At 44.4% G+C, this 15,164-nt stretch carries 12 protein-coding genes; 7 read left to right on the top strand and 5 right to left on the bottom strand.

The window, feature by feature from the left end:
- Window positions 1-61 precede the first annotated feature (61 nt).
- Both NST94_RS28115 and NST94_RS28110 read right to left on the bottom strand, forming a co-directional pair.
- Window positions 62-745 (bottom strand): CidB/LrgB family autolysis modulator, encoded by a 684-nt coding sequence (locus NST94_RS28115; protein WP_076123999.1) that lies wholly within the window; start codon window positions 743-745, stop codon window positions 62-64.
- Window positions 739-1,113 carry a CidA/LrgA family holin-like protein gene (locus NST94_RS28110; protein ID WP_076123997.1) on the bottom strand — a complete coding sequence of 125 codons (375 nt, stop codon included), beginning with the start codon at window positions 1,111-1,113 and terminating at the stop codon, window positions 739-741. Before NST94_RS28110 ends, NST94_RS28115 begins: the two co-directional genes overlap by 7 nt.
- Window positions 1,114-1,224: 111 nt before the next feature.
- On the opposite strand from NST94_RS28110, the gene NST94_RS28105 reads away from it, so the two are divergent.
- From NST94_RS28105 to NST94_RS28075, 7 genes are all read left to right on the top strand, one after another.
- A complete protein-coding gene (locus tag NST94_RS28105) occupies window positions 1,225-2,154 on the top strand; it encodes a LysR family transcriptional regulator (RefSeq protein WP_076278300.1) in 930 nt (309 codons plus the stop codon).
- 114 nt (window positions 2,155-2,268) lie between these two features.
- Window positions 2,269-2,538 carry an aspartyl-phosphate phosphatase Spo0E family protein gene (locus NST94_RS28100; RefSeq protein WP_076099698.1) on the top strand — a complete coding sequence of 90 codons (270 nt, stop codon included), beginning with the start codon at window positions 2,269-2,271 and terminating at the stop codon, window positions 2,536-2,538.
- Between the two features lie 164 nt (window positions 2,539-2,702).
- Window positions 2,703-4,100: a DNA-binding protein gene (locus tag NST94_RS28095; RefSeq protein WP_339170312.1), complete on the top strand. Its 1,398-nt coding sequence runs from the start codon at window positions 2,703-2,705 to the stop codon at window positions 4,098-4,100.
- A gap of 270 nt (window positions 4,101-4,370) precedes the next feature.
- Window positions 4,371-4,892 carry a MarR family transcriptional regulator gene (locus NST94_RS28090; RefSeq protein WP_081383179.1) on the top strand — a complete coding sequence of 174 codons (522 nt, stop codon included), beginning with the start codon at window positions 4,371-4,373 and terminating at the stop codon, window positions 4,890-4,892.
- Window positions 4,885-6,645, top strand: a complete 1,761-nt coding sequence (locus NST94_RS28085; protein WP_076123992.1) for an ABC transporter ATP-binding protein — start codon at window positions 4,885-4,887, stop codon at window positions 6,643-6,645. The genes NST94_RS28090 and NST94_RS28085 overlap by 8 nt, the downstream gene beginning before the upstream one ends.
- On the top strand, window positions 6,642-8,537 hold the full coding sequence (locus NST94_RS28080; protein WP_076123991.1) for an ABC transporter ATP-binding protein: 1,896 nt from the start codon (window positions 6,642-6,644) through the stop codon (window positions 8,535-8,537). The genes NST94_RS28085 and NST94_RS28080 overlap by 4 nt, the downstream gene beginning before the upstream one ends.
- 212 nt (window positions 8,538-8,749) lie before the next feature.
- Window positions 8,750-10,975: an MMPL family transporter gene (locus NST94_RS28075; RefSeq protein WP_076182011.1), complete on the top strand. Its 2,226-nt coding sequence runs from the start codon at window positions 8,750-8,752 to the stop codon at window positions 10,973-10,975.
- A 442-nt stretch (window positions 10,976-11,417) separates the two neighbouring features.
- Here the strand turns inward: NST94_RS28075 and NST94_RS28070 are convergent, their stop codons facing one another.
- The 3 genes from NST94_RS28070 to NST94_RS28060 form a co-directional block, all read right to left on the bottom strand.
- Window positions 11,418-11,729: an antibiotic biosynthesis monooxygenase gene (locus NST94_RS28070; protein ID WP_076179209.1), complete on the bottom strand. Its 312-nt coding sequence runs from the start codon at window positions 11,727-11,729 to the stop codon at window positions 11,418-11,420.
- A gap of 936 nt (window positions 11,730-12,665) precedes the next feature.
- Complete coding sequence (locus NST94_RS28065) at window positions 12,666-13,385, bottom strand: 3-ketoacyl-ACP reductase (RefSeq protein WP_036681981.1); 720 nt, start codon at window positions 13,383-13,385, stop codon at window positions 12,666-12,668.
- 148 nt (window positions 13,386-13,533) lie between these two features.
- Entirely contained in the window at window positions 13,534-15,081 is a 1,548-nt protein-coding gene (locus tag NST94_RS28060; RefSeq protein ID WP_076301458.1) for an FAD-dependent oxidoreductase, read from the bottom strand.
- Between the last annotated feature and the right edge of the window lie 83 nt (window positions 15,082-15,164).

The raw sequence follows: 15,164 nt of genomic DNA, 5'->3' as shown, positions 1-15,164 counted from the left end.
AAAAGGACATGCCGCCTTAGATGTGCTAAAGAGACATGTCCTTGGCTCAAGCTGGGTTAGCCTAGTGGAGGAATATTGCGAGTAAAGCTGGCGCCACACCTATGGATAACAGCGCGGACAGAATCATCGCAATACTGGAGATGGTTCCGGTCAGTGAACTAAGCTCGAAGGCCTTGGATGTTCCTGTACCATGCGCAGCGGTTCCCAGCGATACACCACGCGCGATTTCATTGTCAATGCGGAAGATGCGGAGTACTGTAGGGCCCATCATTGTACCGAGTATCCCGGTAATGATGACGAAGACTGCAGTAATACTCGGTACACCGCCGATACTTTGCGAGATGCTCATAGCGATCGGTGTAGTCACCGAACGTGGAACCAGACTGGCTGCCAGATCGCCGCTGACATGCAGCCATTTGGCGAGCAGAATGGAAGAGATCACCGCTGTTATCGTCCCTGACAGCACGCCTGCCGCAATTTCGGCGGCGTGCTTTTTGAGCACCTTGAAGTTTTTATGCAGAGGGATTGCAAAGGCCATAGTTGCCGGTTGCAGCAAATCCGTCAGCCATTTGCCTCCCGCATTGTAAGAATCATAAGTAATGCCTGTGATGAGTAAGAAGATAATCATAAGCACGGGTGTAATGATCAATGGAGAGGTGTACACTTTGCCACTAGAAGCATAAATGCGTTTCGCCAGTAGATATACAGCAACCGTAAGACCGAAGAATAATAGAGCGTTTAACATGATCCTTTCCGCTCCTTTGCTTTGTAAATTCTACTGGTAAGTAATCCGGAACTGGCCATTACAACAATCGTACCCAAAATGACCACCGCGAGGATTCGTAAACCATCAGTTTCCAGAATATTGGCGTATTTCATTACGCCGATAGCAGATGGAATAAAGAACAGCAAGAGCTCAGCCAGTAGCCAAGAAGCACCAACTTCAACCCAATTCAGATGAATGACACCAAACTCAAGCAGAAGAAACAATATAATCATTCCGAGTATGCTTCCGGGAATAGGGATATGCAAAAATGGGGTTACAGCATTGATTAGTAATGAGAATAGGGTGAGTCCCGCTACCTGCAGCAAGCCTATAACAATCTTTTTCATAAGGCTTCGCTCCTTTCATGATAATGAAAGTTTACATCAATTGTTTTCATAGGTAAAATGAATAGATTGAATAAATGACATTCCTTTTGTCTATGGATCGGAGGTTGGAAAATGGATATCCGACAATTAGAATATTTCGTCCAAGCAGCACGAATGAAAAGCTTTACTCGGGCTGCCGAATCCTTATATATTTCACAACCTACGATCAGTAAAATGATCCGGAATATGGAGATCGAGCTGGAGGCTGATTTGTTTTACCGTGAAGGGAAAAGTGTCCGGCTTACAGATGCGGGGGAAATTCTGTTCACCAAAGCGCAAAATATCGTGGAGTCGTTCGCCAGCTTGTCTTCTGAGCTGGATAGCTTACGAAATTTGGAGCAGGGCCACATCCGCATCGGTCTGCCTCCAATGGTAGGAGCGAGCTTTTTTCCTTCGGTGATTGGTCAATTTCATAAACGTTATCCGCAGGTTACTATTCGTCTGCATGAGGATGGCGCGAAAAAAGTGGAGGAAGATGTAGAAACGGGCTTGTTGGATATCGGAATGGTTGTGCTGCCTGTAAATACAGCCAAACTTCATTGCTTCACCTTTGTTGAAGAGAAGCTGAATCTTATTTTACCTGTTGGACATAGATTGGCCGAGGCAGACCTTGTTCCGTTAAGTGAACTAGCCGAAGAGGAGTTTGTGCTGTTCCGGGAGGATTTTACGCTGCATGATCGGATTATTACGGAATGTGTGAAGGCGGGATTTCAGCCTAAGGTTATCTATGAGAGCTCCCAATGGGACTTAATTAGCCGTATGGTGGCTGCCGGAATGGGAATCGCATTGCTGCCAGAAACCATTTGCCGGGATATGGATCGTTCACGATTGGTCGTTGTGCCTTTGACGGATCCGGTAATTCCGTGGCAGCTTGCTATGGCGTGGCGTAGAGACCGTTATTTATCTTTTGCGGCACGCGAATGGATTGCTTTTGCAAAGGGACTTTTGCGAGAACAGTATCCAAATGAGCTCCCTGACGAACTTGCGGAGGACTCTGAATAAGTAGTAATTCCGTTTTTGTTAGAAGCTCTACAATTTTTCTTTTTTTTGAAAATATGTTTTTTGGTATCATGACTTATGATAGGAGAAGATGTTGATAGAGAGAAGGAGAGAGATGTGACACAAAATCCAAATTCCTCCAAGAATAATCATAGAAAAGATTATAAAGAAGATGAGCTACTTGTAACTATAGAGAGTCTTAGATGTGAATTGCTGGAGGTTGCAGAGCAACGCAGTCTTAGTGACCGTGCTGTTCTAGAGCTCAGTGAGCGATTAGACAGCTATATTTTGCTGGCACAAAATAAGATGATGGAAAATTTGCGCAACCGGAAAGCCGGCATTACATCCTATAGTAGAAGTTCCAAAACCGCCATCACTGTTAGCTAAACTACCAACAACATAGAATTATAATACTATGAAGATGTTACTGATCTAGAGGAGCGTATTAGGCTCCTCTATTTGTCGTACAATCTATTTGTTGTACAATCCATAACTTTCACCTATAATGTCAATTAATAGAATCTTTTCAAGTCAAACTTTGGGGGTGCCGAGTGGAGGGAAAGTTAACAACTATACGCTCAGAAATTGAGAAAAATTTGTCCCGCTCCGGCCATAATCTCGCCTCATTTTCAAAAATTTGTGGCCTGAATCGAGGCAGCCTCAGTGCAATTCTGCATGGAAATCCGCCGAAGCCTATGTCCTTGGGACAAGTAGATGCAATTATAAAAGCCTTTGGTTTTCCAGAAGGTTGGTTATATCCTCTATATGTTGATGAATGCTTCAATGATGAGAAGGTCTCACGCCGTAGAGTGGAGCCTTTTTTGATTCGTTGTGCTGAATTGGGCAAACAGAATTGCATTGATGAAACTATAAGCAGATTATTAGAGTCTACCAAGCCGCTGGATATCATTTATTCTGTTGCTGATAAATTATTCAATAAAGGCAAAGTTAAGGAATCTATGTTTTTTTACAAGATTGTAGTAGAGAACGAGTCGGATAGTTATAGTGAACGTCTCGCGATTAGTCATTATCGTAATTTTAAATTTTTGCAAACACTTGATATGGAGGAGAAGCTACGCGCAGTCATTAGCTTTAGTCCTTTTAGGGGGCGCCTTCCGGAAAATTTGCAATTAGATGGTTTATTGATGCTGACACAGCTATGTTTCGCCCTTCGCAGATGGGAAGAAATGGAGATCTATGCTGATGAGTTGAGAGCTTTAGCCAATGCAGTTTACCGCCAAGAACTGCGGAGGAGCGGAGACAAACGAAGAGAAGAACTCTGTACGGAACGTCCGCTCGTTGTTTATTATGGACACGGATATTTGCTTAAAGCAATTTCGTTGACGAAGCAAGGTCAATATGAAGCGGCGAAGAAATATACCGCTGGTTATGCAGACTTAGGCTGGTTTGAGATGTTGGATGAAGTAGGCCAGCAAGCTGTAGAACAATTCCGATTATTTGCAGTTGGGAACAGTTTCACACTGGAAATGTTGGAGGGGAACGTAAAAGTTGTACCAGACTATGTAGCTTTTTTGGCTGAGCACCCCGGAGAAATATTGCCAGGACTCATTATTATTATGGAATCGGCTAATCATTACAGATTTTCTGTAGACGATGTGCTTAAACGTTTTGCACGGGAAATGTTACGATTTGAACAGTTTGAAGATCCCATTAATATTGACCGATTATATCGGTTGTACTATCAAATAGCCATGTATCTAATAAACAATGGACAATATATTACGGGTGTGGACTATATCATACAGTCTTTAGAGTTATCTATTAAGACTAATAATGGAATAGACTTCATTAAGTGCGTGACCTTGTTTGAGACCAATAGGGACTATGCAACTCTGAATCAACAGGAGAAATACAGAAAGCTGATAAGGGAGGTGAGAAAAGATGAAAAAATCTCTATTGATGATGGCAGGCATTTTAGCATTGTTTAGCTTCATCATTATCGGCCCAGTTGGTTCCGGAAGTAATGGACCAATCACAACTTATGAGCACGGAGCAGGATTCTAAAGGTTATCCTTGGCAATATTTTATATACAGATACATATACGCATAACTACTCCCTTGCACTCGTGCTGGGGAGTTTTCTTTTTCGTAATAATTGATAGCGTATTCATAATTTGACAAAGTAATCTGGCGAAAATATAATTAGGTAGCCTAAATAATATAGTGTTTAATAATTAGTTGACCTAACTAAAACAGAGGTGAAGGAAATTGGGATAAACGGAGGAAATACAGAAAATACTGAAAATTCAGTCGCACACGGGCTTTTTGCGGCGATGAAACGCCTGCACAAAGCTCAATGGCAAAAGGGCGTTGAGGGCCACAAGCCAAGTGAGATGACTTTAATGATATGCATTGAAAAATGGAATCATTCTGATGAAGAGGGTCTCAAGGTGTCTGAAATCAGCCGACTACTTGGATTCACTCCTCCTACCATCACGCAGCTGATTAACAGTCTTGAAGCGAAACAGATGGTGGAAAGACGCGCGGATCCTTCGGACCGAAGAGTTGTACGCGTGAAATTGACGGAAAGTGGAAAAGAACTCACACGAAAAGCGGAACATTATCGTGATGTGATGCTTGATAAGCTTGTGCAACACTTAGGCGAAAAAGACACTAAACAGCTCACAGAGCTATTGCTTAAGGTACATGAATACGTTGAGGATAATCCACCACCTGATTGGGATAGGCTACAAATGAACGGAGATGAGAAGCTTGATTAAATTATTTAAACAACTGAAGCCTTTTAGGGTAGCTATTGGTGCTGTATTAATCCTTGTATTTTTGCAGTCCATGGGCGATTTATACCTTCCTACACTGATGTCCGACATCGTCGACAAAGGGATTGTTCAAGGAGATCGCGCTTATATTTGGAAAATAGGTAGTTTCATGCTCCTGGTTGCAGGTGGCGGTGCTTTATGTTCGGTAATTGCCAGTTACTTATCGGCAAAAGTAGCAGCCGGGTTTGGTAAACTTACCCGTGCACGAGTATTTAACCATGTAGAAAATTTTACGCTGCATGAATTCGATAAGCTGGGTACAGCTTCCTTGATTACACGTACAACAAATGATATTACACAAGTTCAAACGGTACTTACTATGATGTTGCGCATGATGATCGGAGCACCGATGATGATGATTGGTGGTATCATCATGGCAGTATCTGAAGATGCTAAATTATCATTGATTTTTGTAGTCGTTATTCCTGTACTTGTAGGGGCGATCTTCTTTATTGGGATGAAGGGTCTGCCACTGTTTAAAGCCATTCAGATTAAGCTTGATAAATTAAACCTGGTGCTGCGTGAGCATCTGACAGGTATTCGTGTTATTCGTTCTTTTAACCGGATTGATCATGAGAATAGACGTTTCACCGAAGCTAACCGTGATCTTACGGATACAGCTATCAAGGTCAACAAAATCATGGCCGGCCTGATGCCGCTGATGATGATTGTAATGAACTTTTCTATGATTGCTATTCTTTATTTTGGTGGAATCCGAATTGGTGATGGCGACTTGCAAGTTGGGTCCCTGATGGCATTTATCCAATATGCAATGCAAATTATGTTCTCTCTGATTATGGTATCGATGATGTTCGTGTTAATTCCGCGTGCTTCAGCTTCAGCCGTGCGTATCAATGAGGTACTGGATATGCAGCCTGAATTTACAGATCCTACTGAGAGTGAACTGCATACAACAGCTCAAGCTACTAAAAAAGACGGACGCGATTCTTTGCGTGGTTTTGTTGAGTTTGAGAATGTATCTTTTTCCTATCCAGGGGCAGAACAGCCTGCACTTTCGAAAATTAGCTTTAGTGCTCGACCGGGTGAAGTTACCGCAATTATCGGGGGTACCGGATCGGGTAAATCTACACTGCTTAGCCTGATTCCAAGATTCTATGATGTTAATGAAGGTGCTGTACGCGTAGACGGAGTGGATGTACGTGAGATGACACAGGAAGAGCTGCGGAGCAAAATCGGTTACATCCCACAAAAAGCAGTATTGTTCTCGGGTACGATTAATGAGAACATCCGCTACGGTAAAGAGGATGCTACGGATGAAGAAATCATTCATGCATCTAAGGTGGCTCAAGCCTACGATTTCGTATCCGCGATGAAGGATGGGTTTGACTCGGAAATTGCTCAGGGCGGGAATAACGTATCAGGTGGTCAGAAACAGCGGTTGTCCATTGCTCGGGCGCTTGTGAGAAAACCTGAGGTTTATCTGTTTGACGATAGCTTCTCAGCTCTTGATTTCAAGACAGATGCCAAACTTCGCGCGGCTCTCAAATCTGAAACTACGGAATCCACCGTATTGATCGTAGCTCAACGGGTTAGCACCGTTATGGATGCGGACCGGATTATTGTAATTGATGAGGGTGAAATTGCTGGAATGGGCACTCACCGTGAACTGCTCGAGAGCAGTGATGTGTACCGCGAGATCGTATCCTCGCAGCTGTCAGAGGAGGAAATAGCATGAGCGAACAAAACAGAGAACATAAACCTGCAGCTCCCCGCGGCCATAAAGGACCGGGTGGACCGGGTGGTCCTGGAATGAGGATGCCGGCAGAAAAAGCTAAAGATTTTAAAGGTACACTTCGTCGCCTGATCAAATACTTGCGCCCGCGTATGGTTCAATTGATTATTGTACTAATTATGGCGATTGCCAGTACGGTGTTCAGTATCTTCAGTCCAAAAGTTATGGGTAAAGCTACAACCAAACTGTTCGAAGGTGCTTACGGCAAACTGATGGGTGTAGAGGGTGCCTCCATTGATTTTGGATATATTAATGATATTCTGATCCTGCTCGCGGGATTGTATCTGCTTAGTGCTCTGTTTAGTTACATTCAGCAGTATGTAATGGCGGGTGTAGCGCAGAAGGTAGTTTATGACATGCGTGAGCAGATCAACAGCAAGCTGGAGCGTTTACCTTTAAAATATTTTGACTCCCGTACACACGGAGAAATTCTTAGCCGTGCTACGAATGACGTGGATAACATCAGTACCACGTTGCAGCAAAGTTTAACGCAGCTAATTACTTCAATCGTCACTATTATTGGTGTTATTGTGATGATGCTTACCATCAGCCCATGGCTGACTTTAATCACGATTACTACGTTGCCACTCAGCTTTATTGTGATTATGGCGATCTCCAAACGTTCGCAGACTTATTTTGTGAGACAGCAGAAATCGCTTGGCCAGTTGAATGGTCATGTAGAGGAAATGTATACGGGGCACCGGATTATTAAAGCTTTCGGCCGCGAACCGCAGTCGCTTAAAGATTTTGATGAAATAAATGATAAGCTTTATGATTCTGGCTGGCGGTCTCAATTTATGTCAGGTATGATTATGCCGCTTATGATGTTTATCGGTAACTTGGGTTATGTGCTTATCTGTGTTGTGGGTGGTATTTTTGTTACTAAAAAAATGATTGATGTCGGGGATATCCAAGCCTTCATTCAATATTCACGTCAGTTCACCCAGCCGATTGCACAAACGGCTAATATTGCTAACATTATTCAATCCACCATTGCTTCCGCAGAACGTGTATTTGAACTTCTGGATGAAGAAGAGGAAGTTAAGGAAGTTAATACTACACTTGTGAAGCTTGATGAAGGTGCTCCGGAAGGTTCCGTTGAGTTCCGTCATGTGAAATTCGGCTATAAAGAGGATGCTATTCTGATTGAGGACATGAATATTGAGGTTAGTCCAGGTCAGACTATAGCGATTGTCGGTCCTACTGGTGCTGGTAAAACCACTTTGATTAACCTGTTGATGCGCTTCTACGAGCTTAACGATGGGGAAATTATCATTGATGGCGTCAACATTACCGATATGAAACGGAGTGACCTACGCAGTAAATTTGGTATGGTGCTTCAGGATACCTGGCTCTTCAACGGTACGATTCGTGACAACATTGCTTACGGTCGTGAAGGTGCATCTGAAGCTGATGTGGTGCGGGCTGCCAAAGCTGCGCATGCCGATCACTTTATCCGCACACTTCCGCTTGGCTACAATACGGTGTTAAATGAAGAAGCTTCTAATATTTCACAAGGACAGAAGCAGTTGATTACTATTGCTCGCGCTATTCTGGCCGATCCATCGATCCTTATTCTTGATGAAGCAACGAGCAGTGTCGATACACGGACTGAATTGCTGATTCAAAAAGCGATGAATGCGCTGATGCAAAACAGAACCAGCTTTGTTATTGCCCATCGTCTCTCGACGATTCGTGATGCGGATCTCATCCTTGTCATGAATCAAGGTAGTGTAATCGAGAAAGGCAACCACGAAGAACTGCTGGCCCAAGGCGGATTCTATGCGGATCTCTATAACAGTCAGTTCTCTGAAGGAGATTTGGACGTAGGCTAAATTGAAGTGAAGAAAAAAGTATAGATAACCCATAAACCCCTCTTTTCACATGTTGCTGATTTTTTATGTGAAGAGAGGGGTATTTTATATGTGATGATGTGTTTTAATTTTTCTGAAAAATAAAAAAAGTTTGATTAAAAATTAAAGCATATATATGATAGAATAAAAAATGACCCGCGGCTCATTTTTAAGGCTGCAAGGTAAAGGAGAGGATGAAGGGAATGTCAGGCTACGGAAAATGGGTGGCAGGAAAAAAGACGAAGTGGATTACTCTTCTCGTATGGATAGTGCTTGTAGGTGCACTTACCCTGTTATGGCCTGCAGTGAATTCTCAGGTTGCTAATAATGCGCCTAACCTCCCAGATGATTCACAATCGGTACAGGCAGCAGCTATTGCAGAGCAAGAATTCCCTAGTGGAAGTGGAGTGCCTGCGCTGCTCGTATGGCATAGAGAAGGTGGGCTTTCACAAGATGATTTAGTACATATCACTGCTGTGTACAAGAAGTTGGAGCAGCAACCATTGCCCCATCAGAATTTTGTTCCCCCATTAGGACAACTGCCGCCACAGGCATTACAAGCCTCGTTATCTGAGGATCTTAGTACGCTGGTAACCCCGGTGCTTTTTGATAAAACAGCAGATAGTGATCAGCTTGGCGAAGCTGTGACAGAAATGAAGAAGATCATAAACACAGAGACGGGTGGAGACCCCTCCGCGGCTAAGGTGGATGGAAAAGACCTGAGTTTACGTGTTACGGGTCCAGTGGGCATCTCCATAGATGCTTCAGGCCTGTTTCAGAACGCAGACGTTTCCTTGTTAATTGCTACGGTTATGCTTGTGCTGGTGTTCTTATTGGTGATTTATCGTTCACCGATCTTGGCTTTTATTCCACTTATTGCGGTTGGATTCGCTTATGGTGTAACTAGTCCGATTCTTGGAAAAATGGCGCAAGAAGGCTGGATCACAGTGGATTCACAGGCTGTCTCGATTATGACTGTTTTGCTATTCGGAGCTGGTACGGACTATTGCCTGTTCCTGATCTCACGGTTCCGGCAGTTGTTGAAGGTAGAAGAGAGTAAGAGTCGTGCGCTTCTTCGCTCCATTACCGAATCTTCAGGCGCCATTGCTATGAGTGGCTTCACCGTCGTGCTCGCGCTGTTTGCGTTATTGCTGGCTAAGTATGGAGCTTATCATCGTTTTGCCATTCCATTTAGCGTATCTATCTTCATCATGGGAATTGCCAGTCTAACCCTCGTACCAGCACTGCTGGCAATCTTCGGACGGACCTCGTTCTTCCCATTCATTCCGCGCACACCGCAAATGGAGGTAGAACGGGCTAAGGCTAAAGGCAAACCTATTCCGGAACCCAAAGTTTCCCGTAAAAAAGGAATTGGTGGTTTGGTAGTAACCCGGCCTTGGGCTATCGTAGGTGTGACCGTTATCGGACTGGGGATTTTGGCTTCATTCTCCAGTGGCATCAAATTTACGTATGATATCCTATCCTCTTTTCCTAAAAATATGGAGTCCCGCGAAGGTTTCGACCTTATTGGCAAACAGTTCTCTCCCGGAGAATTAGCTCCAGCGAAGCTGATTATTGATACCCAAGGAAAAGCGAGCGGAGAGGATTTAAAGGTCATTCTTGGCGGACTCACCTATGTGGACACGGTTTCCGATCCGCAGCAGGGGGCAGTAAACAAAGATATTGTTGGTTTTGATATTGAATTTAAAAGCAATCCATATTCACTAGAAGCGATGGGTCATATTCCTACCCTTCTTGCTACCGCAGAGCAGGCATTAATCGATGTAGACGTTGCGAACCCTGCGGATCACGTGTGGGTAAGCGGGCAGACGGCGACACAGCATGACACTAAAGAGATTGGAGATCGGGACACCGATCTGATTATCCCCGTGGTGATCGGAATGATCACCGTACTGTTGTTGATATATCTGCGTTCAATAGTGGCCACCATCTATCTGGTCGGCACCGTTATTCTCTCCTTTTTCTCAGCGCTTGGCTTAGGTTGGATTATCATTCACTATGTGATGGGAGCAGATGCCATTCAGGGAGCGATCCCACTGTATTCCTTTGTTTTCTTGGTGGCACTTGGAGAAGACTACAACATCTTCATGATCTCGAATATCTGGAAAAAGCGTAAAACCATGCCGCTTAAGCAGGCTATCGCGGAAGGTGTGAATGAGACCAGCTCGGTAATTACCTCTGCCGGCCTCATTCTGGCAGGTACATTTGCTGTATTGGCAAGCTTGCCGATTCAGGTGCTTGTGCAGTTCGGTATTATCACCGCTCTTGGTGTTCTGCTGGATACCTTCGTGGTTCGGCCGTTCCTTGTACCAGCTATTACAACGCTCTTTGGCCGTTGGTCGTTCTGGCCGGGTAAACATCAAGAGGTGGAGACCCCTCAGCCAGATGTAAGTAAATAATGAGTTTATAAACAAACAGGGATGTCTCAGAGCCATATTGGCTCCGGACATCCCTGTTTGTTTTAGGCTTGGGCACAGGACATCGCTGGATAATAGCGCTGCTTGTACCAACTAACTTAATTGTATCTATTAGGCTAATCAATCAGTCTGCTTGACGATAGTTATTCTAAGTATTCACTGTGCTAATTAGCATTTAGAAGCGATAACTGTGTTAATTAGCGGCTGATTGTCTTAGCCCAGTGGTAGAAGACAATTAGCGTGCTGCATTGGCTAGCCCAGTGGTAAAAGACAATTAGGTGGCTGCATCAATAATAGTCAATTAGCTCGTAGCACCGGTTACCTAGCAGTAATAATCAATTAGTTAACTGTACTTATCGGGCTACCATTCCGTACACACTGCTGGTTCAATCTAGCTACTGCTCTGTTTGGGTGGTCCAAATCCTTAGTTACTGGGCGTGCGGCTGATCATTAGTTCATATTTATCGATGGAAGCACCCAGGATTGCGTCATTACCACCAGCACCACGGTGCGACTGACGGAAGGACTCGCTGGAGGTCCAGCCTTTGAATGCATCCTCATTCTCCCATACGGTGCAGATTTTTAATTCCTCGACACCTTCTTTGGCATTTCCACGCCAAACCTCCATACGTACAAACCCTGGCATATCCTGCACACCATTATTTCCTCCGAAACGTTGAGCAATAGCTTCGCCATGGCCTTCTTTTACTTTAATAGTATTAGTTACTACCAGCATGATAGATAAACCTCCGATCAGAAAGTTAGTATATTTTTCAGGACATTGTGAATCGAAATAATATAACATGGGAACCTCGAAAATTAGCCAATATCTCAAGGTAACATCGTGATTTTCAACTAACAAAATAAAAGACCATCCCACAAGACACAAGAGTGCGGGCGTTTAATTGCACTTTGTACACTTAAATTATCCATCACACCAGAAACGATCGAATAAGTGTATTCTCTGCAACTAATTTATGCGAATCTGGTGAATCGCCGAGATTAGCCTTCTTTTAACTGTATAGAGTGCAATTAAAGTATGATTTCTCCTCTAATTGCGCTGAATAGATGTACAAAGTGCAACTATTATCTATTTAAACGTTAAGTATTGTGCAAACTCAGGTACCTGCGGAAAATCAAAGTGTCTACTGCAAGTAAAGTGGCTATTGCAAGTTGAAGTAACTGCTGCACGTTAAAGTAACTACTGCAATTAAAGTGCCACCTCAACCGTAATGTTACTCTAAGCCAAAGTGCCAACCCAACTCCAAAGTTTTTACTCAAAACCACCATTACAGCTAGCACCTAATTCCAGTCCCAGTTCCCTAATAAAGCCCCCAAATGAAGTTACATTGCAGAATGTGCAACAGAATAGCCTGAATGTTATCTGAATAAGGCAGTCTGTTGCATTCTGTACAATAGAATCAAGCCCAAATCGCCTAAAAAGGAGGGGAGCCACTAAACTGATTGCACAACGTGCAATCACCCAAGGTTTCGCCCTTAACTAGAGGGATTCAATTGCACAAAGTGCAATTAGAAAACGCAGTAGAGCAATCCTGAAGCGTTATCCCGCACCACGTGCAATCACCCAAGGCCTCACCCTCGTCTAGAGCGATTCTATTGCACAAAGTGCAATCCCCCAGATCACCCGGCTCCCCCCGCGTCCAGCGCGATTTTATTGCGGATTGGTGGTCCATAGTCCTGCTGTTTTTAGGAAGACGCGATCCGGCAGCTTCAAAGCTGTCAGTGCCAATTCAGCAACATCTTCAGGTTGCATCATGCGGTCTTCGTCACCGATTTTAAGTCCAGCATTGGAAGCTAGGCCAGTGTTGACGGTGCTTGGAGTCAAGGCTACGACGCGAATATTGTGTTTGCGCACTTCTTGTGCGAGGGCTTCGGTCATGCCCATGAGAGCGAACTTGGACGCGCAATAAGCAGAGCCTGTCGCGAAGCCGCGTTCTCCGGCTGTGGATGAAATATTGATGATATTTCCGCCATTTTTCTCAATCATCGCAGGCAGTGCAGCACGAGTTACGTAATAAGTACCGTAAAGATTAACTTGGATGTGGCGCTCCCAGTCTGCAGGATCCATTTCTACTAAAGTGCCGAATTTTGCGATCCCGGCATTGTTGATTAATGCATCAAATGCTCCAAGCTCATTTTGCAGGGAAGCAACAGCACGTTCAGCTTCTTCGCGTACGGCGATATCGGCCACGGCAATGCTGACTTTAACGTCATATACTTCCGTTAAGGCTGATTTTAACGCTTCGAGATCACCTGAAGTTCTGGAGATCAGGCCTAAATTAGCACCTTCCTTAGCCAGTGCCATTGCCAAGGCTTTTCCGATCCCTTTGCCTGCACCAGTAATTACAACACTCTTTCCTCTCAAATCCATCTCTATCGTCACTCTCCTTCAAACTTTTTTGAAGCAGCTGCTTCATTCAAGTCTTATTATACCTGAATGCTATAGGGCAATTACAATCGCCCCTTAGAAAAGGGACTGCAAATTTTCATGAAGCCGAACTGCCTTTTCATGAAAAGTATTATTCATGGAGTTTCGTCAGCGGTACCGAAGCAGGGCCCTCTAAAACTTCGCCATCGTAGGAGAAGCGGGAACCATGGCAAGGGCAATCCCAAGAGCGATCCCCGTTGTTCCATTCGCATTCACAGCCCATATGGGTGCAGGTTCTATCCACCAGATGAAGTTTACCTTCTGGATCCTTATAAGCTCCCACACGTTTGCCATCATGGAACACAACGGCTCCTTCGTCAGCTTCCAAATCAGTTGTCTTTTTATGGACGATTTCCACTTTGCCCGCCACGAGCTCTTTTGCTACGTTGGCATTTTGCACGATGAAGTTTTTTAGGCTGGTGCCAGCTTTGAAGCGGGACGGATCGTACAATTCGGTATACGGATTATTTTTGCGCTGAATCTGATCCGAGATAATCTGTGCGGCCAGCGTACCGCTTGTCATGCCCCATTTTCCATAACCTGTGGCGATATAAATCTCTTCGTTGTCCGAAATCTTGCCGATGTAGGGCACTCTGTCTAGGGTGATTAAATCCTGTGCTGCCCAGCGGTAAGGGATTGTTTTGATGCCGAGCAGATTTCCTGCGAATAGCTCCAAATTCTCATAATGTCCTATCGTACAGATGCCCTGGCCTGTCTTATGGTTGTCTCCCCCGACAATGACCAGATTCCTGCCTTCCCACTCTACTGCACGAAGAGAACGGGTGGGTTCGCTTGCACTTAGATACATTCCACCCTCAAAATCCGTTTCAGGCTGGATCGCCAGACAGTAGGAACGTTCAGCATGCAGCCGCGAGAAATATAGTGCTCCTCCATCGTAGAATGGGAAATGAGAAGCTGAAACGGCGTAGCGGCAGGTGATCCGATGCTCGTCCTTTTCAGTAAAAAGCGTAAGCTTATCGTTCTTCTCCACCTTATCCGCCATCATCGTATGCTCATAGATTACGCCACCTTTATCCTGAATGACCTTCAGTAGCCCCTTCAGATATTGCAGCGGGTGAAAGCGGGCTTGTCCTGGTAATTTAATGGCACCACTGGCCATCAGAGGGATAGAGACGTTATCTAGCCATTCTCCGGGCAGACCCAATTGTTCATAGGCTTTATACTCTTCCTCCAGTTGTTTAAGCGTTTTATGATCTTCAGCATCCGCGTACAGAAAAGCCGCCTCATGTTTCATGCCGCAGGATACTTCAAGTTCCTCAGCCGTATTCTGGATCCAATTCATAGCCTCGCTGTTCGAGCGATAATAGAGCCGGGCTTGCTCCTGCCCAAAATGCTTTATCAAATGATGATAGATTAACCCGTGCTGTGCTGAGATTTTTGCACTGGTAAAACCCGTAGTGCCACTCAGAATTTCTCCAGCTTCTAAGAGTGTGACTTTGTAGCCTGCGTTGCTGAGGAGATAGGCTGTTGTAATGCCTGTAATTCCACCGCCTACCACTGCCACATCTGTAGAAATATCTTCAGCCAGCTTTGGAAAAGTCGGTAAATCCGTGGTATCTCTCCATAATGATTCCGGAAATTGTGGAAGACTTTGCGTTATTTTACGGTTTGGGTCCATCTATTATCCCTCCATCTTTACAATCTTCATCTCATTTATTACCACAGTCCTGTGAAAAGAAACTTCCCATTCCATCGTGCTGT

It is taken from the genome of Paenibacillus sp. FSL H8-0282, from assembly GCF_037963825.1.
Classification (GTDB): Bacteria; Bacillota; Bacilli; order Paenibacillales; family Paenibacillaceae; genus Paenibacillus_AQ; species Paenibacillus_AQ odorifer.
Note: the sequence above shows the minus strand (reverse complement) of the source record. Positions and strands in the feature narration are given on the sequence as shown.